Annotated in this window: 19 protein-coding genes, 3 tRNA genes and 1 rRNA gene; 20 read left to right on the forward strand and 3 right to left on the reverse strand. The window is 37.6% G+C overall.

Annotated elements, in window-relative coordinates; all coding sequences use genetic code 11:
- Window positions 1–6: 6 nt before the first annotated feature.
- The 5 genes from E0709_RS08025 (at window position 7) to E0709_RS08045 (ending at window position 6,613) form a co-directional block, all read left to right on the forward strand.
- The gene (locus tag E0709_RS08025) at window positions 7–1,107 is read left to right on the forward strand and encodes an AAA family ATPase (RefSeq protein ID WP_132302349.1); all 1,101 of its coding nucleotides are present in this window, start codon (window positions 7–9) and stop codon (window positions 1,105–1,107) included.
- A gap of 1 nt (window position 1,108) precedes the next feature.
- Window positions 1,109–1,558 carry a PIN domain-containing protein gene (locus E0709_RS08030; protein WP_132302350.1) on the forward strand — a complete coding sequence of 150 codons (450 nt, stop codon included), beginning with the start codon at window positions 1,109–1,111 and terminating at the stop codon, window positions 1,556–1,558.
- Window positions 1,559–1,575: 17 nt separating this feature from the next.
- Entirely contained in the window at window positions 1,576–3,411 is a 1,836-nt protein-coding gene (locus tag E0709_RS08035) for an MrcB family domain-containing protein (protein ID WP_132302351.1), read from the forward strand.
- 2 nt (window positions 3,412–3,413) lie between these two features.
- Complete coding sequence (locus E0709_RS08040; RefSeq protein WP_132302352.1) at window positions 3,414–5,744, forward strand: DUF2357 domain-containing protein; 2,331 nt, start codon at window positions 3,414–3,416, stop codon at window positions 5,742–5,744.
- A gap of 284 nt (window positions 5,745–6,028) precedes the next feature.
- A complete protein-coding gene (locus E0709_RS08045) occupies window positions 6,029–6,613 on the forward strand; it encodes a UPF0149 family protein (RefSeq protein ID WP_132302353.1) in 585 nt (194 codons plus the stop codon).
- Between the two features lie 53 nt (window positions 6,614–6,666).
- On the opposite strand, the gene trhP is transcribed toward E0709_RS08045, so the two are convergent.
- Window positions 6,667–8,049, reverse strand: coding sequence for a prephenate-dependent tRNA uridine(34) hydroxylase TrhP (trhP, locus tag E0709_RS08050; protein WP_132302354.1), 1,383 nt, complete (start codon window positions 8,047–8,049; stop codon window positions 6,667–6,669).
- A 124-nt stretch (window positions 8,050–8,173) separates the two neighbouring features.
- Here trhP and E0709_RS08055 point away from each other — a divergent pair, with 124 nt between their 5' ends.
- Genes E0709_RS08055 through bioB form a run of 3 tightly spaced genes read left to right on the forward strand, consistent with a single transcriptional unit; the run spans window position 8,174 to window position 10,345 of the window.
- Window positions 8,174–8,722 (forward strand): TorD/DmsD family molecular chaperone, encoded by a 549-nt coding sequence (locus E0709_RS08055; RefSeq protein WP_132302355.1) that lies wholly within the window; start codon window positions 8,174–8,176, stop codon window positions 8,720–8,722.
- Window positions 8,715–9,344: a thiamine ABC transporter ATP-binding protein gene (gene thiQ, locus E0709_RS08060; protein WP_132302374.1), complete on the forward strand. Its 630-nt coding sequence runs from the start codon at window positions 8,715–8,717 to the stop codon at window positions 9,342–9,344. Before E0709_RS08055 ends, thiQ begins: the two co-directional genes overlap by 8 nt.
- Window positions 9,341–10,345 carry a biotin synthase BioB gene (gene bioB / locus E0709_RS08065; RefSeq protein ID WP_132302356.1) on the forward strand — a complete coding sequence of 335 codons (1,005 nt, stop codon included), beginning with the start codon at window positions 9,341–9,343 and terminating at the stop codon, window positions 10,343–10,345. The genes thiQ and bioB overlap by 4 nt, the downstream gene beginning before the upstream one ends.
- A 170-nt stretch (window positions 10,346–10,515) precedes the next feature.
- On the opposite strand, the gene E0709_RS08070 is transcribed toward bioB, so the two are convergent.
- A complete protein-coding gene (locus E0709_RS08070; RefSeq protein ID WP_132302357.1) occupies window positions 10,516–10,935 on the reverse strand; it encodes a DoxX family protein in 420 nt (139 codons plus the stop codon).
- 34 nt (window positions 10,936–10,969) lie between these two features.
- The gene (gene hemL / locus E0709_RS08075) at window positions 10,970–12,256 is read right to left on the reverse strand and encodes a glutamate-1-semialdehyde 2,1-aminomutase (RefSeq protein WP_132302358.1); all 1,287 of its coding nucleotides are present in this window, start codon (window positions 12,254–12,256) and stop codon (window positions 10,970–10,972) included.
- Window positions 12,257–12,410: 154 nt separating this feature from the next.
- On the opposite strand from hemL, the gene wecA reads away from it, so the two are divergent.
- The 12 genes from wecA to E0709_RS08135 all read left to right on the forward strand — a co-directional run.
- The gene (wecA, locus tag E0709_RS08080; protein WP_132302359.1) at window positions 12,411–13,490 is read left to right on the forward strand and encodes a UDP-N-acetylglucosamine--undecaprenyl-phosphate N-acetylglucosaminephosphotransferase; all 1,080 of its coding nucleotides are present in this window, start codon (window positions 12,411–12,413) and stop codon (window positions 13,488–13,490) included.
- 26 nt (window positions 13,491–13,516) lie between these two features.
- Window positions 13,517–14,311, forward strand: a complete 795-nt coding sequence (locus tag E0709_RS08085) for a chain-length determining protein (RefSeq protein ID WP_132302360.1) — start codon at window positions 13,517–13,519, stop codon at window positions 14,309–14,311.
- Between the two features lie 8 nt (window positions 14,312–14,319).
- Window positions 14,320–15,429, forward strand: a complete 1,110-nt coding sequence (gene wecB, locus E0709_RS08090; protein WP_132302361.1) for a non-hydrolyzing UDP-N-acetylglucosamine 2-epimerase — start codon at window positions 14,320–14,322, stop codon at window positions 15,427–15,429.
- A complete protein-coding gene (gene wecC / locus E0709_RS08095) occupies window positions 15,422–16,675 on the forward strand; it encodes a UDP-N-acetyl-D-mannosamine dehydrogenase (RefSeq protein WP_132302362.1) in 1,254 nt (417 codons plus the stop codon). Before wecB ends, wecC begins: the two co-directional genes overlap by 8 nt.
- A gap of 29 nt (window positions 16,676–16,704) precedes the next feature.
- Window positions 16,705–17,973, forward strand: coding sequence for a lipid III flippase WzxE (gene wzxE / locus E0709_RS08100; RefSeq protein ID WP_132302363.1), 1,269 nt, complete (start codon window positions 16,705–16,707; stop codon window positions 17,971–17,973).
- The gene (locus E0709_RS08105) at window positions 17,970–19,058 is read left to right on the forward strand and encodes a TDP-N-acetylfucosamine:lipid II N-acetylfucosaminyltransferase family protein (protein WP_132302364.1); all 1,089 of its coding nucleotides are present in this window, start codon (window positions 17,970–17,972) and stop codon (window positions 19,056–19,058) included. Before wzxE ends, E0709_RS08105 begins: the two co-directional genes overlap by 4 nt.
- Complete coding sequence (locus tag E0709_RS08110) at window positions 19,051–20,343, forward strand: WzyE family oligosaccharide polymerase (protein WP_132302365.1); 1,293 nt, start codon at window positions 19,051–19,053, stop codon at window positions 20,341–20,343. Before E0709_RS08105 ends, E0709_RS08110 begins: the two co-directional genes overlap by 8 nt.
- Window positions 20,316–21,038, forward strand: coding sequence for a lipopolysaccharide N-acetylmannosaminouronosyltransferase (gene wecG / locus E0709_RS08115; protein ID WP_132302366.1), 723 nt, complete (start codon window positions 20,316–20,318; stop codon window positions 21,036–21,038). Before E0709_RS08110 ends, wecG begins: the two co-directional genes overlap by 28 nt.
- 142 nt (window positions 21,039–21,180) lie before the next feature.
- Window positions 21,181–21,257: transfer RNA gene (locus tag E0709_RS08120), tRNA-Arg, on the forward strand.
- A gap of 30 nt (window positions 21,258–21,287) precedes the next feature.
- A tRNA-His gene (locus E0709_RS08125) sits at window positions 21,288–21,363 on the forward strand.
- A 20-nt stretch (window positions 21,364–21,383) separates the two neighbouring features.
- Window positions 21,384–21,460, forward strand: a tRNA-Pro gene (locus E0709_RS08130).
- Between the two features lie 256 nt (window positions 21,461–21,716).
- Window positions 21,717–21,937, forward strand: a 16S ribosomal RNA gene (locus tag E0709_RS08135); the annotation flags it as partial.

Below are 21,937 nucleotides of genomic sequence, written 5' to 3' on the forward strand. Positions count from 1 at the left end.
TGAATTATGCTTCCATTTGAAAATATTAAAATATCGGGGATACAAGGGATCCACAATATTGATTTTACCTTCCCTAAAGATAGTGAAATGTTTGTGTTAATTGGTAATAATGGTGCGGGAAAAACAAAAAGTTTAGAAGCATTATATACAGCGTTGCTTTTAACAAACATTAACTTTGAGTCTAAATATGGATTTAATAATGATATTTTAAAAAAAATATTATTTGATAATAGCGAGATTTATATATCTGATTCAGATTTTGTTATTATTAACCATTTTAATAAACTACATTCAACCCCTGTCATTTACATACCAGTTTACAAGCGGGGGAAAATAGATAAATTCCGTTCAGAATATATTCGACCTTTAGGTACATATGAGGCTAGAAAAAATCAATATTTTGAATATGAAAGAAACAGATTAGATTCTAACTTTTCTAATAATGAAGAAAACATCTCTATTGATGAATGGTTTATTCAACGCGCGCAATCATCAAATCAATATGAAGCGGATGCAGATAATCGTGAAATTGAAATTTTAGCAGTACTAAATATTCTGCATAAAATTGATGAACGAATTAGCGCGGAAAAAAGTAGCCTAATTATTCACGGGGGCACAGCGGTTTCAATCGTCGTTGATGGCGAAAGACGGAAACTAAATGAATTAAGTAGCGGATTTTCATCACTACTTAAAATAGTACAAGAAATTATTTCAGGCTATGCCTATTTTAATAACAGCAATGACATTGAGAATACGGAAGGGATTGTATTAATTGATGAGATTGAAAGCCATCTTCATATTAGTTGGCAAACAAAGATTTTAGAAATGCTGAAAAGGTCTTTTCCAAAAACAACGTTTATTATCACTACGCATTCATCTTTAGTTTTATCACAATTATACACAGGCAAAGCCTATCAATTAGTACGCAAAGGCGATTGTGTTGTAAATAAAGAAATTGAAAACCCAAGTAACGAAGCCTTGATTGATTTATTAGATGAAGCATTTAATGTTAATTTAAATAAAATTCGAGTTGATGATATTTCTGATGAGCGTTTTAACAGCCAGAAGAAAAAATTGAATGAATTGCTTTTATCATTAGGTGGTTAAGATGAAAGTATTATTAGATACTAATAAAATCATCACAATGGTGAAAGATCAAGATAGCTATAAATTGGGGCTACAAGAGATTATCAATTCAGGTAACCACTATTTTACCACGCCATTAATTCGACACGAAGCATTACGATTTTATAGCCATAATGCCGAAGATAGTGAAAAATGCCAAAGGGCAATGCAATTACTTTCCCTATTGGAAATAATCAATATAGATAAAAATATTACAGATATTGCAACCAATATTGTTCGCTATGAACGAACGACTTATCCTGAACGTTACCATAAACAAGCTGATGGCACAGAAAAGAAAATAGATAAATATAATTTTGATATTATGTTTGTTGCTACTGCAAAATGTTTTGATTTAAATACTGATTCAAATGATGGTGATATTCCGAAGTTGATTGAGTTGTATGATGAAATGAAAAAAACTCGTAAATGACTTAGGGAGTGAAGGTTATGAGCATTAAAAATTGTTTTGAAAATATTTTAACTAATCTAAATAAACAGAAGCAGAAAGAATTTAAAAACAATCCAATGCATACTGTTTTTCAAAGAGAGTTAAAGCCTGAAATTGAAAGGTTAGTTAAAGAATATGATGTCTCATTGCTTTATAAAGTGAATGCAAGTATCGGTAATGGGAACTGGGCTGATGTTCCTTGGCTATCCATTTTAAATACGCAAATTACGGCGACGACACAATCTGGAATTTATCCGGTCTATTTATTTAAAGCGGATTCAAGTGGAATTTATCTTTGTTTAATTCAAGGTAGTACGGCATTAAAAGAAAATTATAAACCAAAGAAAAATTATCTTGATGAAGGCCAACGCAGAAAAAACTTATTACTTTCCAAATACCCTGAATTAAAATCTTGGAATACTCATTCTATTGATTTACAGTCTAAAACAGATTTAGGCAAATCGTACGAAGATACAACAATTGCATCTAAATATTATCCTGCAGAAAATATACCTAGTGATGAAGAACTTAAACAAGATCTTTATTTCTTATTAGAGATTTATCAACGAATGAAACAGGATATTTTGCAATTAGATCAAATCAGTTTCACACCTAAAAATAATGATCTTTTCCCTGACGAAACAATGAATACAATTCACATTTCAGCAACAAGAATCCCCAAACCCTTCCTAATCCTAGCGGGCATTTCAGGCACGGGTAAAACACGTTTTGTGCGTGAACAGGCGAAATTAAGCAGTCGCGGAGAAAATAACAATTATTTACTTGTTCCAGTGCGCCCAGATTGGCACGAGCCGTCTGATTTATTGGGGTATAGCTCAAGATTATCGGGCAAAGATGAATATATCATTACACCATTTCTGAAATTTATGGTGCAGGCTTGGCAGGAAATTGCTAAATATCAAGCCGATTTAAATGCGGAATTTAGTTTAGAAACCTTGCAAAAGATTCGTCCGTTTTGGCTCTGTTTAGATGAAATGAATTTAGCACCTGTTGAACAATATTTTGCGGATTATTTGGCGATCTTAGAAACGAGAGAATGGAAAACACAAGGAAATAATTTTGTTTATGCTTGTGATGCAATCTTACATCAAGATCTATTTACTCAATTTGAAAAATTAGCGAACGATCTTGGCTTAGAAAAAGATTCTGCACTCTATCGTTATTTTAGCCAAAATGGTATTCCATTGCCGTTTAATTTAATTGTGGCAGGAACAGTGAATATGGACGAAACTACGCACGGATTTTCTCGTAAAGTGCTTGATCGTGCGTTAAGTTTTGATTTTAGCGAGTTTTATCCAAATGATTTCGGTGATTATTTTACACAAAGCACACAAAATAAAGCACTGACTTACCCAATTTATTCGCACGCTCAACATTGTGTAGATCAAAACCAAGAAAATATTCAAAAAAGTATTACATTTTTAACCGCAGTTAATGAAGTTTTAGGGCATACACCGTTTAAATTAGCCTACCGAGCTTTAAATGAATTATTGCTTGAGGTGCATAGTTTTAATCCTGAAAATGATGAAACCTTGCAAGCGGTATGGGACGATTTTTTAATGATGAAAGTCTTGCCACGTATTGAAGGGGATATGGATAAACTGGCAAGTAAAAGTGATGATGAAAAAAGTATTCTTGCAGAATTAAGTGAAATTTTGACCGCACATTTGGGCGAAATTTGGGGAGAAGAAAACAACCGACCTGATTTATGGCGTGAAACAAAAGAAAATAGAATAAAATGCCGCACTGAATTAAAATTAGGCTATATGATTAATAAACTTGAACGTGTTGGCTTTACTTCTTTTTGGCAATAAATATGACAACCTGTGTTGAAATTCAATGTGATGATTTTGAGCTGAGCATTGAGACAAGCTCAAATGAAAAACGTTTAAACGTTTTACGAGATATGGCGTATAAACGTGGTATTGACTTGCCTAAATCAACCATCTATTTAAATGGTGTGGAAAACTTTGCTGTTAATATTCCAACCGATTGTGAAATTAAAAATAATCAATTTACCGCTACACAGCCGATCTTTTTTGAAAATAGCGAATATGCATTATGTTTAATATTTAAGAAAAAGGTTGTTTTTGCTCGTTCTTGCCATTATCACAAAATTATCAATGAAAAATTTCATTTAAAGAAAAATCTGTTTTTTGGCAATATTCAAACGAAAAATGAACTTGGTTGGTTTATTTTGCCAATTGAATATCAGCTTGAAAATGAATGTGTTAAGAAAATTGAGCTAAAATTTGAAATATTACCGACTAAAATTGATTTAAAAGCAGATTTACCCGAAATTTATCGCACTATAGATAGTGAATTCCCTTTATTACGTTTTAATTTTCTAGGTAAAACCGAACAAGACACATCAGAAAGTAAAAAACGGGGCAATTTCCCGATTTTTTGGTTAGCTCATTTTCGTGAGCTGCGAGAACAACTTCACCGTAATTTAAAACTCATTATTCAACAGCCTCATAATCGCTTACGTGATAATCCGAAACAACTGAAAGCAGAACGAATTAAAAGCAAAATATCTCCACGCATCGTAGAAAAATGTATGGAGCATTTAAAAGCTGGTGAATATAATCATCGTTATGCAGTTAATCAGAAATATTTAAGTGTAGATAATGCCGAAAATCGCTTTATTAAATTTGTGATCAATCAAACACGTAAGCAATTACAACAAATTAATCGTCATTTATTTGCAGATTTATCTAACGATGAAGAGTTGGATTTTTCAATATTCTTAAAAGATGATTTAAATAAATGGCAAATACAATTAATTAAATTAGAAAAATATAGCTTTTTAAATCAACTACAAGCAGAACCAAGCGGTTATACAAGCCTTGCTCTGCAACAAAAATCAGGCTACGGACAGGTTTACCGAATTTGGCAAGAAATGAAATACTATTTAGATTTCTTTATCCTAAATAAAAAGGTATCAATGAAGTCTATTGCCGAACTTTATGAAATTTGGTGTTTTATTTCTGTTAAAAATATTATTGAGCAACTTGGCTTTAAACTAAAAAAACAAACAAAATATAAATTCAAACAAGGTGTTTTAGGTAATATTGAATTAAGTAATGGGTTAAACAGTGCTTTTGTATTTGAACATCACGATGGCTGTGAAATTCGCTTAGCTCACGAGCCGATATTTAGAAATTATGGTAAAACCTTGCGTTCTTATTCGGTTAATCAGAAACCAGATATTGTATTAGAAATTACGTTTCCCAATAAAAATAAATCCATTATGGTGTTTGATGCCAAATATCGTGTTGAGAAAAAATTAAATCAAAGTGATGATGCAGAACAAGAAAGTAGTATTGATTATGCACCAGAAGATGCTATTAACCAAATGCACCGTTATCGTGATGCGTTGATTTATCAAAATGAGCAACGATTACCTTATAAATCTCGTCCTGTATTTGGTGCTTATGTGCTTTATCCCGCATTATTTGAGCAAAATGTAGAAAACAGTGATAACAATCCTTATGCTGACACTATTCGTGAAATTGGCATTGGTGCATTTCCATTATTACCCGCACAAAACAATCAAGGTGCAATTTGGCTAACCGAATTTTTACGTCAAAAATTAACATCGCAAGAGTTAGATTTTACTGACAATCTATATTTACAGGAAGAAACGCATATTCCATACACAGGAATGCAACAGCGTTATCATCAAAATTTAGTTTTAACCGCAAGAATTGGTGATAATAGAAGTGTTGATTATATTGAAAAATTTCGCACAGGTACGACTAAATATTACCACATTAAAGCAGATATATTTAAACCTGACGTGCAAAATATTTTAGTTTCGGAATTAAGTTATTTAGCAATTGCTTATCCAACCGATGAAAACAAATGGCAAATAAGCCATGTTTATCCGATTAGAACTGTCAAAAAATCATCTAGAGATAATTTACAGAAAAACTATGCTAATGAGCTAGGAAGTGAGAATTATAGTCAAGAAAGTTATTATTTATTTGAATTTGGGGAAAGTGTTACGCTTAATCAAATAATTAAAAATATTCCTATTGATAAATTTAGGAAATCACTAAAATTAATCCCATTTGGAAAATTAATGTTGAGTTCATATTTTGATGAAATTGATTCATTATATGAGAATTTATTACAAATATAAGATTGCTATAATGATGAATATTTACAGTTGGGTAAACCCAACCAACATAACCAAACATCACTAGACAAGATAAATGGGAAAAATTGGACTTAATGGGAAGATGTGAGAAAAGAAAAGTGAAATTTGTGTTTACACAAATTTTGGCATAGGCTCCCAAATGGAGGATAGGCTCTTTTAATCATTTTTAACCGCACGTATTTAAAATCAATTTGAGTATCTGCTTAATTTTGCTATGATTGTGAGCAAAATAAGCATTATTAATCCAACACTATTAGGGAACTTGTATGAATATTATTGCTCAAGAATTTTTAAGTACTGAAGAATTTGAATTGCTAGATGAATTGCTCGAACGTTATGTTGTGAAAGGAAATGCTAATGCCGTAATTTCAGATTGTTCTGAACTAGATGGATTTTTAACTGCTATTCATTTGTCACCAACGCCCGTAATGCCAAGTTTTTGGTTGCCTGTATTGTTTAATCAAGAAAGTTCTTCTTTTGATGCTGATATAGAACAATTACAAGAGTTTATGAATTTGATTTTCCGTCATTATAATTTTATTTCTCGTATATTGCGATTAGGCAAAAAGTTTTACCAACCTTTGTTGGCAGAAGTGCGAATAGAGCGCAGAAAGTTACTCTTATTATCCCCTTGGTGTAAAGGATTTATGCTGGGGGCGAAATTAGTAAAAATTAATCGACAAGCTAAAATTAAACCATTTTTAGAGATTATTCGACAAAATACAAAAATACCTAAAGGAGATGTTCCTCTGATGGTTGAGCAACGGAAAACAGTAAAGCAAATTCAAAATGCAGTGCTTAGTATGTTTACGACTTTAGTTCTAGTGTTTGATGAACAATCCAAGAAATAATAAAAATGCCCTTAGTAATTGCTAAGGGCATTCGCTATATAGTTATCTTAATCCTATTTATGCGGATTTCTGGTATCCGTTCCATTTAAATTCCGCATCAACAACCCATAATCTAATTCAATATCTGCTGGTACGTCTAAAAACACAAAATGTCCATCGCCAAGACCAGCTTCAACATTTTCATTTTTGCGATTGAGCATGCGTTCGATTTTGAACACGATATTACCTTTAGGGGTCATCATTTCCACCGAATCACCGACTAAAAATTTATTTTTTACGGCTACTTCCGCCATACCTTGATTATTACGTTTGCCAGTAAATTCGCCGACAAATTGTTGGCGTTCGGAAATGGAGTAGCCGTAGTCGTAATTTTGATATTCATCGTGGGTGTGTCGGCGTAAGAAACCCTCGGTATAACCACGGTGTGCTAAACTTTCTAACGTATCCATCAGGCTCTCATCAAATGGCTTGCCCGCAGCGGCATCGTCAATGGCTTTGCGATACGCTTGAGCGGTTCTGGCACAGTAATAGAACGATTTTGTCCGACCTTCAATTTTCAGCGAATGTACACCTAATTTTGTTAATTGTTCAACGTGTTGCACGGCACGCAAATCTTTTGAATTCATAAAATAGGTGCCGTGTTCATCTTCAAAAGCAGTCATTTGCTCATCAGGGCGGTGCGGTTCGGTGTATAAAAATACCTTGTCGGTATGGCTGCCCTCGCCTAAGGTAGGAGCAACATTTTTTACCTCAATTTCAGGTTCAAATTTTTGTACTGCCTCTTTTTCTACAATATTGCCGACCTCGTCAATGGTGCCTTCTTCCATTTTATATTCCCAACGGCAAGCATTGGTGCAAGTGCCTTGGTTTGGGTCGCGTTTGTTAATGTAACCCGATAGCAAACAACGCCCTGAATACGCCATACATAACGCTCCGTGTACGAAGATTTCCAGTTCAATATCAGGTACTTGTTGACGAATTTCAGCAATTTCATCTAAAGAAAGCTCACGGGATAGGATCACTCGAGTTAAGCCCATTTGTTTCCAGAATTTCACCGTCGCCCAGTTCACCGCATTGGCTTGCACGGAAAGATGAATATCCATGTCAGGGAAATTCTCACGCACCATCATAATCAAGCCAGGATCGGACATAATTAAGGCATCGGGCTGCATATCCACAACGACTTTTAAATCTTTAATAAAGGTTTTTAATTTGGAATTATGCGGTGCGATATTCACCACTACATAGAATTTTTTGCCAACAGAATGGGCTTCGTCAATGGCAATTTTTAAATTAGCGTGGTTAAATTCGTTATTCCGCACACGCAAGCTATAACGGGGTTGTCCTGCATAAACGGCATCGGCACCATAGGCAAACGCGTAACGCATATTTTTTAGCGTGCCAGCAGGGGAAAGTAATTCGGGTTTAAACGTCATAATAAAATTTTCTCTGAGTACAAATCAGTAGCTCACTTAGTATAGGTAAGCCGTTAAAAAGAGCAGTATTTTAACAAAAAATATGTTAAAGTGCGGTAGAAATTTTGAATATTTTGGAAAATTTATGGCAACGGAAAATCTCAGCAATTTTTCATTAATTAGCCGTTTATTCGGTAATTTATTTTATCGCTGTCCGACAGATCCGATTTTAGCTGGCGTATTCGGCTGGTTGCAACAGGGCGGATTAAGCCAAGTTTGGGTGTTGGAAACGGATAAACAAACCCAATCCGCTATTGAAAGTTTGCAAATTCCGTTGGATTTAACGTTACTCGCTCAGGAATATCACAAACTTTTTGCCAATGTTTCACCTGCTATTTCAGCTTATGGCTTGAATGTGGAGGAATTTGTGGCATTTCGTAAAGAGAGAGCCATGTCCGAAGTGGAAAGTGCGGATCATTTTGGGTTACTTTTTTTAACCGCTTCTTGGATTGAAGATAACCTCGATTCAGTAGATGCTCAACGAGAATTATTTGAACGTTTTTTATTACCTTGTGCTAGCCAGTTTTTAAACCAAGTGGAAACGCAGGCAAGTTTGCCGTTTTATAAGGCGTTAGCGTTGTTGTCGAGAGAAATTTTAGCCGCCATGGCGGATGAATTGGATGAAAATGATTGAATTAAAGAAACTCAAATTCCAATATAAAACCATGCCTATGCAATTTGATTTACATATTGCTAAAGGCGAAAAAGTAGCGATTGTCGGTGCAAGTGGTGCGGGCAAAAGTACGCTGTTGAATTTAATTGCAGGGTTTGAAATAGCAAATTCAGGTGATATTTATTTAAACGGTGAAAAACATAATACTACTGAACCTTATCAACGTCCTGTATCTATGTTATTTCAAGAAAATAATGTGTTTCCCCATTTAACGGTTTTTCAAAATATTGCATTTGGGCTAAAAGCCAATTTAAAGTTGAATAATCAACAAGTCCAACTTGTCGAGCAGGCAGCAAGTGCGGTAGGATTAAGCGAATTTTTGCAACGAAAACCCACCGCACTTTCCGGTGGACAAAAGCAAAGAGTGGCGTTAGCCCGTTGTTTATTGCGAGATAAACCGATATTATTATTGGACGAACCGTTTTCCGCGCTTGATCCGCAATTACGTCAAGAAATGTTGGATTTGTTGTTGAAATTAAGTAATGAAAAAAATATCACCTTATTAATGGTGACACATCAACCTAATGAATTGGTTGGTAAAATTGACCGTGTTATTAAAATTGAAAATGGATTTATAGTATGATTAAGCAACCTTTACAAATTTATTCCATTACCCCCCACAAAACCGCTGAATATTGGTCAGTGTGTAAAGTGGAAGCCTTGTTTGAAACGCCTTTTTTAGAGCTGGTTTTTAAAGCGGCTCAAATTCACCGTGAAAACTTTAATCCGCAAGCCATTCAACTTTCTACCCTCATGTCCATTAAAACGGGGGGATGTCCAGAAGATTGTCATTATTGTCCACAATCCGCTCGCTATCAAACGGGTGTGCAAAAACAAGATTTATTAGATATTGCCGATATTTTAGAAAAAGCCAAAATTGCTAAATCTCGTGGGGCAAGCCGTTTTTGTATGGGGGCAGCGTGGCGTGGACCAAAGCCAAAAGATGTGGCAAAAATTACCGAAATTGTTAAAGCAGTGAAGTCTTTAGGTTTGGAAACCTGTGGCACCTTTGGTATGTTAGAAGATGGTATGGCAGAAGACTTAAAACAAGCAGGCTTGGATTACTACAATCATAATCTTGACACCGCCCCTGAGCATTATTCTGAGATTATTGGCACACGCCGTTTTGATGATCGCATGAGTACGCTTGGTAAAGTACGCAAAGCGGGCTTAAAAGTGTGTTGTGGCGGTATTGTGGGTATGAACGAAACCCGTAAAGAGCGAGCAGGCTTGATCGCAAGTTTGGCGAATTTAGATCCGCAACCTGAATCCGTGCCGATTAATCAGTTAGTCAAAGTGGAAGGTACGCCGTTAGAAGATGCAGATGATTTGGATTGGACCGAATTTGTGCGAACTATTGCGGTGGCGAGAATTACTATGCCACAAAGCTATGTGAGATTATCTGCTGGACGGCAGGGAATGACGGAAGAAATGCAAGCCATGTGCTTTATGGCTGGAGCCAATTCGATTTTTTACGGCGATAAATTATTAGTTACCGAAAACCCAGAAGAAGATGGCGATCAGCTGTTGATGGCGAAGTTAGATCTGGAGCCTGAGACAGCGGAGAATCGGTTGGTGAGATAACGTTAATTAAATAAAATGTAGATTAAAATGAAGATGTTAATGTGATTACCATTGTTTTACTCATTCGAATATGCAAGAAATCTATATAGCGTGATTTCAGATCATTATGGTCGGTATAAATTTTAGGGTTAATCTTTTTGTAAGATTAACCCATTTTTTCAAAGTAAAGATTAGTCTGCTTTCAAGGCATATTTTCCTGAGCCAAGGTGCATAATTGACCAAAATGCAAATAGATAAGTCGTCACGCCTTCAATTGCCCATGCCCCCGTTGGAGCAAGTGCGAAAATGAGCGGAATGTATCTTACCAGAATAATGATGATACAAGAAATCACGCCAATAAAAGCATTAATACGCGTGAAAACCCCAAACATAATAAAAATTGGTACAACTATTTCACATACATAAACGGCATTAGCAAAGAAAGCTGGCAATCCGAGTTCAATAAATCTATCCGTGATAAAATCTATGCCACCAGTGACTTTATGAATACCATGTAATAAAAACATAAAAGCAAAACTAACACGCAAAATGAATTTTGCTAAGTCTGGTTTATTGACGGATTGGTTGATTTTTTCAATTGTTGTACTCATTAATCATTCCTTAGTTGTGTTTGTGTTAAATAATTTATAGGGATAATTGTGTAAAAGCCCAATCTGCGGTTGTTAAAGTGCGATCAATATCTTGATCAGAATGGGCTAATGACATAAAACCAGCTTCATAAGCTGACGGTGCAAGATAAACGCCTTTTTCTAACATTAAATGGAAGAAACGATTAAATTTTGTGGCATCGCATAGCATAACCTGTTGGAAATTGGTGATTTCTTGTTGTTCGGTAAAGAACAAACCAAACATACCTCCCACATATTGTACTTGGAATGGTATGCTGTATCTATTTGCAAGCATTTTTAAGCCTAGCGCGAGTTTTTCCGTTTTTTCGGCTAATTTTTGTTGATTGCCGTCTTTGCTTAATTCGGTTAAACAAGCTAATCCTGCAGCCATTGCAATGGGATTGCCTGATAAGGTGCCAGCTTGATAAACAGGACCTGTTGGGGCAATATATTGCATAATTTCACGTTTACCGCCAAAGGCACCCACAGGCATACCACCACCAATAATTTTACCTAAGCAAGTGAGATCGGGGGTAACGCCGTAATAAGATTGGGCGCCACCTAATGCCACACGAAAGCCTGTCATTACTTCATCAATAATAAATACTGTGCCATATTGATCACAAAGTTGGCGTAAACCTTTTAAGAACCCCTCTTTGGGTGGAATACAGTTCATATTGCCTGCCACAGGTTCAATAATTAAACAAGCGACTTCATTAGGATATTGCTCAAAGGCTTGTTTAACTGAATTAAGATCGTTATAAGTACAGGTTAAGGTATGTTTAGCAAAATCTTCTGGCACACCAGGGGAACTAGGTTGACCTAAAGTTAAGGCTCCTGAGCCTGCTTTGACCAATAAGGAATCGGAATGACCATGGTAACAACCTTCAAATTTAATGATTTTATCTCGTCCCGTATAGCCTCGAGCTAAACGAATAGCGGACATGGTCGCTTCCGTGCCAGAACTGACCATTCTGACTAATTCAATAGATGGCATCAGTTTACAAACCAATTCTGCCAAAGTGATTTCCCCTTCTGTAGGTGCACCGAAACTTAATCCATTTGGTACAGCTTTTAATACCGCGTCAATAATAGCGGGGTGATTATGCCCGAGTACCATAGGTCCCCATGATCCGACATAATCAATATATTGCTTGCCGTCGCTATCAATAATATAAGCACCGGATGCTTTTTGAATAAAGACGGGGGTACCACCTACGCCTTTAAAGGCACGTACAGGGGAATTAACGCCACCGGGGATAACCCGTTCTGCGCGAGAAAAAAGTGCGGTTGAATTTGACATGTTTTTTCCTTTTATAATCACTCATCTAAGATTATTGTACTGTATTTTCTAGCGGATTTTCGCTTTTTTGTAAAAAATATTCTGCAATCAAATAGGATTAATGCTATGCTTTGCAATATTTTTTAGCTGTAGCTTGATAAGGCAAACAAAGGATATGTGGTTAGATTTATTGTTAACATTTTTAGCATCTTTTCTTACTATTGTAATTATGCGTCCGGTTGCAATTGCGCTGGGGTTGGTGGATAAACCCAATTATCGTAAACGCCATCAGGGAGCGATTCCTTTAATTGGGGGGATCTCTCTCTTTGTAGGGAACCTGTGTTTTTATATATTACAATGGGATCAAACCAAGTTACCCCAGCTTTATTTATTTAGTGTTTTTGTGCTGTTGGCGATTGGGATTTTAGATGACCGTTATGATATTAGTCCTTTTATTCGGGCAGGTATTCAGGCAGTGTTAGCCGTATTTATGATCTATTATGGACGTTTATCCCTTGAACACTTAGGACAAATTATTGGACCTTTTACCGTGACGCTCGGTTGGATTGGTGTGGTGATTACGGTATTTGCTACTATTGCGATTATTAATGCGTTTAATATGATTGATGGTATTGACGGCTTACTCGGTGGCTTGTCTAGCGTGGCATTTGCTGGGGTGGGAATTTTGATGTATATGGATAATCAATATGATCTGGCACGTTGGTGTTTTGCCTTAATTGTGGCGATTATACCGTATGCCATGTTTAACCTGTGTATTCCGTTTGGTAAAAAATATAAAATTTTTATGGGCGACAGTGGCAGTACGCTCATTGGTTTTACCATTATTTGGATCTTATTATTAAGTACTCAAGGCAAAGGGCATCCGATGAACCCAGTGACTGCCTTATGGTTGGTGGCTATTCCGTTAATTGATATGGTAGCGATTATTTATCGTCGTTTGCGTAAGGGCAAAAGTCCATTTCGTCCCGACCGTTTGCATGTGCATCACTTGATGGTACGAGCAGGGTTAACCCATAAACAAGCCTTTATGTTGATTACCTTTATTGCGGCACTTTGTGCAGGATTTGGTATTTTAGGTGAAATTTATTATATTAATGAATGGTTGATGTTTATTTTATTTATTGGGTTGTTTTTTATGTATTCTTATTCTATTACAAGAGCTTGGCGGATCACCCGTTTTATTCGCCGTCATCGTCGCCGCTTATTACGTAAAGCAAAAACGCCATCAATGTAAAATTATTTTTTAAATTAGGAAATACGATGAAATTTTTAAAAGGGTTATTATTGGTTATTTTTTTCACCGCACTTTTTGCTGGTGCAGGTTATGGCGGTAGCTATGCCATGAAACAACAATGGAAAGCGGAAGTGGAAATTCGTCAGCCAAATGTGGAGCAACTTGGTACATATTTTTCTTTGTTTGAAATGTATCAACTATTAAATGGTAATAAACAGGAAGATCAAAAAGAAACGGTAGATGTTGTTTATAATGGATTTAAACAACAATTAAAGACCTATGATAGCCTTGCAAACTTTTGGTTAAATTCTGATTTCTATAAACAACGTCAAACGGGTATTGAAGAAAAAGATAATGCTTTTTTACAAGAGTTAATTGAAAACACACAATTTATTGAAGGTAATCCAGCTCGTAATATTCCTGATCGTATTAGTTTAGCATTAGATAATCCAAAACAAGCCACAGAGCAATTGGATAATTTTGTCAAATATACTAATTATCTTGCTCAACAGAGCTTGTATAAAGAATTAATTGCCAAATGGAAAACTTTATTTAATCAGGTAAATTTAGCTGCTCAACAAAGTACAGATAATGCTAAGCCGGGCGAATTAAGTTGGCAAGGTAAATTAAATATGATGAAATCAGTTTCACCATTAGATAATCAATTAGTCACCTTTAGTTATTTAAAATCACCAACCCAACCGAAAGTGGCATCACCGGATCGGCTATTATGGATGGAAGTGGGCGGAGCGGTTGGTTTCTTATTCGGTTTATTGCTGGCATTGATTTTTGCTGGACGTAAACAAAACAATCACAATTAATAGCGTGAATGGCGAAGTTTAAGATCTTAACGGTTTTTGGCACTAGACCGGAAGCCATTAAACTTGCTCCATTAGTGAAATTGCTAGCGGAGCAAGTAGAATTTGACAGCCGAATTTGTGTCACAGGACAACACCGAGATATGCTCGATCAGGTGTTGAGTCTGTTTGATTTACAGCCTGATTTTGATCTTGATGTGATGCAAGCGGAACAGGATTTAACCGATCTAACCGCACGAATTTTGCCAAAAGTGCGGTGCGTTTTAACCGAGTTTCGTCCCGATTTAGTCTTAGTACAAGGTGATACCACCACCGCTTTTGCTACCAGTTTAGCCTGTTATTATCAACAAATTCCTGTGGGGCATATTGAGGCGGGTTTACGCACTTATCAACCTTATTCCCCTTTTCCCGAAGAAACCAATCGCCGTTTAACATCCGTGTTAGCACGTTGGCATTTTGCTCCAACACCGCAAGCCAAACAACATTTATTAGCGGAAAATTATCCTGAACAACATATTGTGGTGACAGGCAATACGGTGATTGATGCGTTGCACTGGATACAAAAAAATCCACCAAAAAACACCGCACTTTTTTCGCTTGAACCCCATAAAAAAATGCTCTTAGTCACGATGCACCGCCGAGAAAATTGGGGCAAGGGCATTGAGCAATTGTGTCACAGTTTAATGGCATTGGCTCAACAAGGTTGGCAAATCATTTTTCCTGTTCATCCCAATCCACAGGTGCGAGAGCCTGTTTATCAATTATTACAGCATCAAGCCAATATTCGCTTAACCGATCCGTTGCCCTATGTCGATTTTGTGCAATTAATGCAACAAGCCTTTTTAATTTTAACGGATTCGGGCGGCATTCAAGAAGAGGCCACTGCATTGGGTAAACCTGTTTTATTATTGCGAGATCAGACGGAACGAACTGAAGCGGAAAACTCAGGGATTGTGCAACGCGTAAAGGTGGAACATTCTGCTATTGTTAATGCCGTGGATGCGTTGGCGAAAAATCCAATAAAATATCAACAAATGGCACAAGCCAGCACCTTGTACGGTGACGGCAAGGCTTGTGAGCGGATTGTTCAATTTATCAAACAGATAGTAAAAAATGACTAAGCAAATTTCGGTAATTGGATTGGGATATATTGGCTTGCCAACGGCGGTGATTTTGGCGAATTTAGGGCATATTGTGTATGGAATGGATACGGATGTGAGCAAAATTTGTGCTATTCAGCAAGCACAAATCACGACCACCGAACCTGAATTAGCCGATGCGTTGAAAAGTGCGGTGCAATCGGGGCGACTTTTTGTCAGTTCAGATGTAAAAAAAGCGGATATTTTTTTGATTGCCGTGCCGACACCGTTGAAAGCGGATTTGACAGCGGATCTAAGTTATTTGCAACAAGCCATCCAACAAATTTCCCCGCATTTGCAAAAAGGCAATTTGGTGATTATTGAATCTACGGTGCCAGTTGGCACAACGGAAAAAGTTGCTCAATGGTTACAGCATTTACGCCCTGATTTGAGCTTTCCGTTGTTCTTTCAAAATACAGCAGATGTACAAATTGCCTATTGCCCTGAACGTGTGCTACCGAGCAAAATGATGCAAGAGTTAGTACAAAATGATCGGGTAATTGGCGGATTAACGCCAGCTTGTACGCAAAGTGCGGTGGATTTTTACCAAGATGTTGTACAAGGCAAATGTCTTGCGACCAATGCCAAAACTGCCGAAATGTGCAAGCTGACGGAAAACAGTTTTCGAGATGTGAATATTGCCTTTGCCAATGAATTGTCGCTGATTTGTGATCAACAAGGTATTGATGTGTGGGAATTGATTAAACTGGCGAATCATCATCCGAGAGTAGACATTTTACAGCCGGGTGTTGGCGTGGGCGGACATTGTATTGCGGTGGATCCCTATTTTATTTGTTCACAATCCCCAGAACAGGCAAAATTGATCCGTACTGCTCGAGAAGTGAATAATCATAAGCCTGTTTGGGTCGTAGAAAAAATAAAAGTCGCCGTGGCGGATTTGATGATGGCAAAAAATTGTCGTCCTGATGAAATTAAGATCGCCTGTTTAGGGTTAAGTTTTAAAGCCGATGTGGACGATTTGCGAGAAAGTCCTGCCGTTCTGATTACACAAGCCCTTGCTCAATGGCATCAGGGCGAAATTTGGGCGGTAGAACCCCATATTCAGACATTGCCAGTGATCTTAGCTAATCAGGTAAAATTAACGGATTTTTCCACCGCCGTTCAGCAAGCAGACATCATTGTACATTTGGTGAAACATTCTTGTTTTGCTACAATCAAGCCAGATTCAACGCAAGTTTATTTAGATTTTTGCGGTGCGACGGTGTAAAAACGGCAAAAATAAAGGCGGTCACGGATATGTCAACCATCACAAAACCAACCTTAACCAGTACAACCCTTTGGACATCCACCGCTGTCGCGATTAAGCTCATTATAGGTCTAGTAGTCATTAAAATCTTTGCTCTAAATTTTGGTTCGGCAGGGTTAGGACAGGCGGCAAATTATATGACCTTGCTCACGGTGCTGGGCGTGCTGTCAGGGGCAGGAATTTTAAATGCAGTGACCAAATTTGTAGCCGAATATGAGCAAGATCCGCAACGGTTACAAGCCATTTTAGGCGTAAGTAGTCTATGGATTATGTCGGTTTCAGCGATGTTGGCTCTGATTGGCTTGCTGTTTGCTCAACCCATTTCCTTGTTTTTATTTCAAACCGCCGATTACAGTCTAATCATTCAACTGCTTGCCTTGTTGCAATGCTTAATGGCATTGGGTAATTATTTTATCGCCATTTTAAAAGGACAACGTCAAGCCAAAGCCTGTGCGATGAGTTCTATTTTTGCTAATTTAGTGGGAGCATTGTGGTTGCTGTTTTGTTTATGGATATGGGGCTATCAAGGGGCGTTAATCGGTTTTGCCTGTATTCCTGCCTTGATTGTTGTCCCCAGTTTAATTGCCTTATTCAAGCAACATTGGCATTGGCAATGGTTAAAACCTAAATTTGATTTCTCGATCAGTGCATTATTGAGCCGTTATATGCTAATGACTTTGGTGACGGCTTGCACAATGCCAGTGGTGTATATTTTATTGCGTAATCAATTAATCGACAGTCAAGGCTTAAGTGCGGTGGGTTTATGGCAAGGATTAAGCCGTATTTCTGATGCCTATTTACAGCTTTTAACCACCGCATTTTCCGTGTATTTATTGCCAACTTTTGCCAAATTAAGTGAGAAATCGGCGATTCAAAAAGAAGCCGAAAAAGCCTTGGGTTTTATTTTTCTGTTGGCGTTAGCTCTGGCATTATTGGTGTTTTTTTCGCGAGATTATTTAATTATACTGTTATTTAGCCCTGATTTTACCCCAATGTCTGAGCTGTTTGGTTGGCAATTAGTGGGCGATCTGTTTAAAGTGGCGAGTTACGTTTTTGGTTATTTATGGCTCGCCAAAGCCGCAACTGGTCGCTATATTTGTGCTGAAATTGTTCAGGGAGTATTATTATTTGGCTTATCCAGTTATGGTATCGCACAACAGGGTGTCGCAGGGGCAACCTTAGGCTATGGACTTTGCTATATGATTTATTTCGGTTTTTGTTGGGTTTTATTTAAGCTGGATTATGGGAGTAAAAAATGAAACAGATTATTCACGTTTTAGGTTCGCCCATTCCCCATCATAATCATACGATGTTGCGTTTTTTAGCGGAGCAGTTGCAACCCCAATTACCGAAACAAGCCATTAAGCAAGTGTTGGTGGTGGGGAGCGGCTATCAAGAGCAATATCCGAGCCTTTACATTCAGGAATTTGACAGTAAAAAAAGTATTGCTCAAGCCGTCTGTCGGTTCGCAAAACACGATCCACAACACTATTTTTATTTACACGGTCAATTTAATTTTCCCCTTTGGTTTGCTATCTTTTTCGGCAAATTACCACCCGAAAGACTCACTTGGCAAATGTGGGGGGCAGATTTACACGAAGACAGTCAACAATGGAAATTTAAATTGGCTTATCCGTTACGCCGTTTTATTCAAAAGAAATTAATTTCAGTGGCAGGCTATCAGGGGGATTTAGCTTATTTTAAACAGTATATTAATCCGAATGTGCAAGGGCATTTAGTTTATTTCCCGAGTAAAATGCACCACAGTTTTCAGACTATGAAAAAGGAAAAGCAAAAATCGGATAAACTCACCATTTTATTAGGCAATTCTGGCGATCCGTCTAATCGTCATTTAGTGGGATTGGAGCAAATAAAACAACAGCTTGGGGATAATGTGCGGATTATTATTCCGATGGGCTATCCCGAACATAACGGCGATTATATTGCTCAAGTGTCCACTCACGCCACCAGATTATTTGCTCAAAGTGCGGTGCAAATTTTAACCGAAAAAATGCCATTTCAAGATTATTTAGCTTTGCTTAATCAATGTGATGTGGCGTATTTTATTTTTCAACGTCAGCAAGGGGTGGGATCCTTGTGTTTATTAACCCAATTTAATGTGCCTGTGGTGTTACATCCGAAAAATACCTTTATTGAAGATATGCGATTATATCAAGTGCCGTTTCTGTTGCAGAATCAAGTGAGTGAACAACGGATTCGAGAAACTCAGCAAAAATTAACCGCACTGGATAAAGAAACTATCGGCTTTTTTGAACCCCATTTTATGGCAGGTTGGTTGGCTATATTAACGCAGATTTTGCAACAGGGGGAAGGGAATGCTTGAACTGCCTGAATTGATCTTGTTGACTTTGCTGTATATTTTGTTATTAAGTGCGGTGCTTTATTTATTACAACAAGATGTAAAACAGCAAGGTTTTTCCTTTCATTTATTGTTTAGCTTGGTTTATTTGTCGGTCTTTTATTTAGGCTTTCCGTTGTCAATGGGCTTGATGTATGGCTTTCATATTTCATTGCCCCCTTTTGCGGTCTTATGCCAAACGTTGTTGACCGCAACAGGATTTTATTTACTTTATTATTGGCTTTATCAAGGCAAATTTTATCCCCGTTTATTGCCAGTAAAACTCGAGAAAAATACACCGCACTTTTCTGCAAAGGTTACGATGTGGATTTTATTGGCGATAAGTTTAGGGGCAATGGGGATTTTTTATGGGCTGAATGGTTTGTTATTATTTAAATTAACCGCCTATAACCAGATTTTCTCGGCTCAAGTGAGTGCGGTCGCCTTAAAACGTTTTTTTTATTTTTGCTTACCAGCGTTGTTAATTTTTTATTTTATTCAACCAAGTAAAGGCCGTTGGTGGCAATTTCTGTGCTTAGGGGTGGCTTTCGGCGTGTTTAGTTATCTGGTGATCGGTGGCACGCGTGCAAACTTGGCGTTAGCGGTTGCTTTGTTTGTGTTGATTGGCATTGCTCAGGGCTATCTTTCTTGGCGAGTATTCGGCGGATTTGCCCTGTTGGGTGTTTTCGCTATGTTTTTATTGGCAATGTGGCGATATGGGTTAGCTTTTAACGATGAACAAACGTTGTTTCGTTTTTTACACTTAACTCGGGATACCTTTTCGCCGTGGGAAAATTTGGCAACCATTCTCAATACAAAAAATATTGAATATCAAGGATTAATGCCCATCATTCGGGATTTTTATGTGTATATTCCCAAAGCCTTATGGGCGGAACGTCCCGATTTAGTGTTAAATACGGCAAATTATTTTACTTGGGAGATTAAGCATTATTATGCGGGCTTGGCGATTTCCCCGACCTTAATTGGATCGTTTTATATTATGGGGGGTTATCCGATGATCTTAATGGGGGCGATTGGCTCGGCATTGGTTGTCAAAGGATTTGATGGGTTGTACCGTTGGGCTAAAGGTCATGAAAGTGCGGTGTTAAAAGCCTATTGTTTTTCGCATATTTTTACCTTGACGGTGTTAGTGCGAGAAGGGTTTGATGCGTTTGTTTCTCGTTTTGTGTTTTTGACGATAGGTTGGGGCGTGGCGTATGGATTAGCAAAAGGAATCGTAAAATGGAAAAAGTTGTCATTCGAGAAATAGCTATTTTAGTGCCTGAAAATCAGCAAGCGTTGGTTGATCATTTGATCTCAGCAAAACAAATAAAAACGGGTTTATTGATTGCGATAAATGCGGAAAAAATGATTGCCTGTGCTAAAAATTCCCAAGTGAAAGCCTTAATTCAGCAAGCAGAATTTAACTATGCAGACGGCATTAGCGTGGTTTTTTCCATTAAAAAGAAATATCCCCAATGGCAAAAATTAACACGGATTGCAGGGATTGATTTATGGCAAGCCTTATTGCAACGTTCGGCAGAATTGAGCGTGCCTGTTTTTTTGGTGGGGGGACAAGCGGATGTGGTGAATCAGGTGATAGAAAAATTATCGCATCAGCAAGTGAATATTGTGGGATGCCAGCACGGTTATTTTTCTGAACAAGAAGAAAGGGCGGTGATTGAGCGAATTAAGCAAAGCAAAGCGAAGTTGGTGACGGTGGCTATGGGATCGCCAAAACAAGAGATTTTTATGCAAAAAGCTCAACAGATTTATCCTGATTGCCTTTATATGGGGGTAGGGGGGAGCTTTGATGTGTTGGTGGGTAAGACCAAACGGGCTCCGTTATTATGGCGGAAATTGAATTTGGAATGGTTATATCGTTTATTAAGCCAACCCACACGTTGGCAACGCCAGTTAAATTTATTGCGATATGCTTATTATTATGTGATGAATAAGTTATAAAATAATCGGAACCGAAATAAATTCCAGACAAATTGCACAAATTAACAGCTAACGTGAGAAAAACTAAAAATTTTTGAAAAAAGTGCTAGACAACAATGAGCAAAATCATTAATATACGCCTCCGTTGCAACGCAATATGTGTGCGTTCGTAGCTCAGTTGGATAGAGCGTTGGCCTCCGGAGCCAAAGGTCGCAAGTTCGAATCTTGTCGAGCGCGCCAGAGTCAATGCAAAACAACAAAAAAACAATGGTGGCTATAGCTCAGTTGGTAGAGCCCTGGATTGTGATTCCAGTTGTCGTGGGTTCGAATCCCATTAGCCACCCCATTTACTTTATGTAAATCTAACGGCGAGTAGCGCAGCTTGGTAGCGCAACTGGTTTGGGACCAGTGGGTCGTAGGTTCAAATCCTATCTCGCCGACCAATTTATAATATTTGCGAAAGCAAAATCGTTCTTTAACAATTTATCAGACAATCTGTGTGGGCACTTGTTGATTGACTTGTTTTAAAAAATTAAATAAAACTTGAAGTCTTAATAGGTGCTTAACTTAGAAATTCATTGGGGGCGTATGCAATACGCCCCTACAAAATGAACTTTAATGTAGGGGCGTATTGCATACGCCCTTGCAAAAGTCAGTATTTATTAAGCGATTGAACTTGATTAAGTTTAAAAAAAACTTAAATTGAAGAGTTTGATCATGGCTCAGATTGAACGCTGGCGGCAGGCTTAACACATGCAAGTCGAACGGTAGAGGGAAGTGCTTGCACTTTTCTTGAGAGTGGCGGACGGGTGAGTAATGCTTGGGAATCTGGCTTATGGAGGGGGATAACTACGGGAAACTGTAGCTAATACCGCGTAATATCTTCGGATTAAAGTATGGGATCGCAAGACCATATGCCA

The sequence above is a fragment of the Lonepinella koalarum genome, from assembly GCF_004565475.1.
GTDB lineage: Bacteria > Pseudomonadota > Gammaproteobacteria > Enterobacterales > Pasteurellaceae > Lonepinella > Lonepinella koalarum.

Coding starts and splice junctions, on each gene's coding strand:
- E0709_RS08045 (WP_132302353.1), top strand. CDS start 6,029: ATGAATATTATTGCTCAAGAATTTTTAAGTACTGAAGAATTTGAATTG.
- thiQ (WP_132302374.1), top strand. CDS start 8,715: ATGATTGAATTAAAGAAACTCAAATTCCAATATAAAACCATGCCTATG.
- E0709_RS08040 (WP_132302352.1), top strand. CDS start 3,414: ATGACAACCTGTGTTGAAATTCAATGTGATGATTTTGAGCTGAGCATT.
- E0709_RS08110 (WP_132302365.1), top strand. CDS start 19,051: ATGCTTGAACTGCCTGAATTGATCTTGTTGACTTTGCTGTATATTTTG.
- E0709_RS08025 (WP_132302349.1), top strand. CDS start 7: ATGCTTCCATTTGAAAATATTAAAATATCGGGGATACAAGGGATCCAC.
- wecA (WP_132302359.1), top strand. CDS start 12,411: ATGTGGTTAGATTTATTGTTAACATTTTTAGCATCTTTTCTTACTATT.
- trhP (WP_132302354.1), bottom strand. CDS start 8,049: ATGACGTTTAAACCCGAATTACTTTCCCCTGCTGGCACGCTAAAAAAT.
- E0709_RS08105 (WP_132302364.1), top strand. CDS start 17,970: ATGAAACAGATTATTCACGTTTTAGGTTCGCCCATTCCCCATCATAAT.
- E0709_RS08030 (WP_132302350.1), top strand. CDS start 1,109: ATGAAAGTATTATTAGATACTAATAAAATCATCACAATGGTGAAAGAT.
- bioB (WP_132302356.1), top strand. CDS start 9,341: ATGATTAAGCAACCTTTACAAATTTATTCCATTACCCCCCACAAAACC.
- hemL (WP_132302358.1), bottom strand. CDS start 12,256: ATGTCAAATTCAACCGCACTTTTTTCTCGCGCAGAACGGGTTATCCCC.
- E0709_RS08085 (WP_132302360.1), top strand. CDS start 13,517: ATGAAATTTTTAAAAGGGTTATTATTGGTTATTTTTTTCACCGCACTT.
- E0709_RS08055 (WP_132302355.1), top strand. CDS start 8,174: ATGGCAACGGAAAATCTCAGCAATTTTTCATTAATTAGCCGTTTATTC.
- E0709_RS08070 (WP_132302357.1), bottom strand. CDS start 10,935: ATGAGTACAACAATTGAAAAAATCAACCAATCCGTCAATAAACCAGAC.
- wecB (WP_132302361.1), top strand. CDS start 14,320: ATGGCGAAGTTTAAGATCTTAACGGTTTTTGGCACTAGACCGGAAGCC.
- E0709_RS08035 (WP_132302351.1), top strand. CDS start 1,576: ATGAGCATTAAAAATTGTTTTGAAAATATTTTAACTAATCTAAATAAA.
- wecG (WP_132302366.1), top strand. CDS start 20,316: ATGGAAAAAGTTGTCATTCGAGAAATAGCTATTTTAGTGCCTGAAAAT.
- wzxE (WP_132302363.1), top strand. CDS start 16,705: ATGTCAACCATCACAAAACCAACCTTAACCAGTACAACCCTTTGGACA.
- wecC (WP_132302362.1), top strand. CDS start 15,422: ATGACTAAGCAAATTTCGGTAATTGGATTGGGATATATTGGCTTGCCA.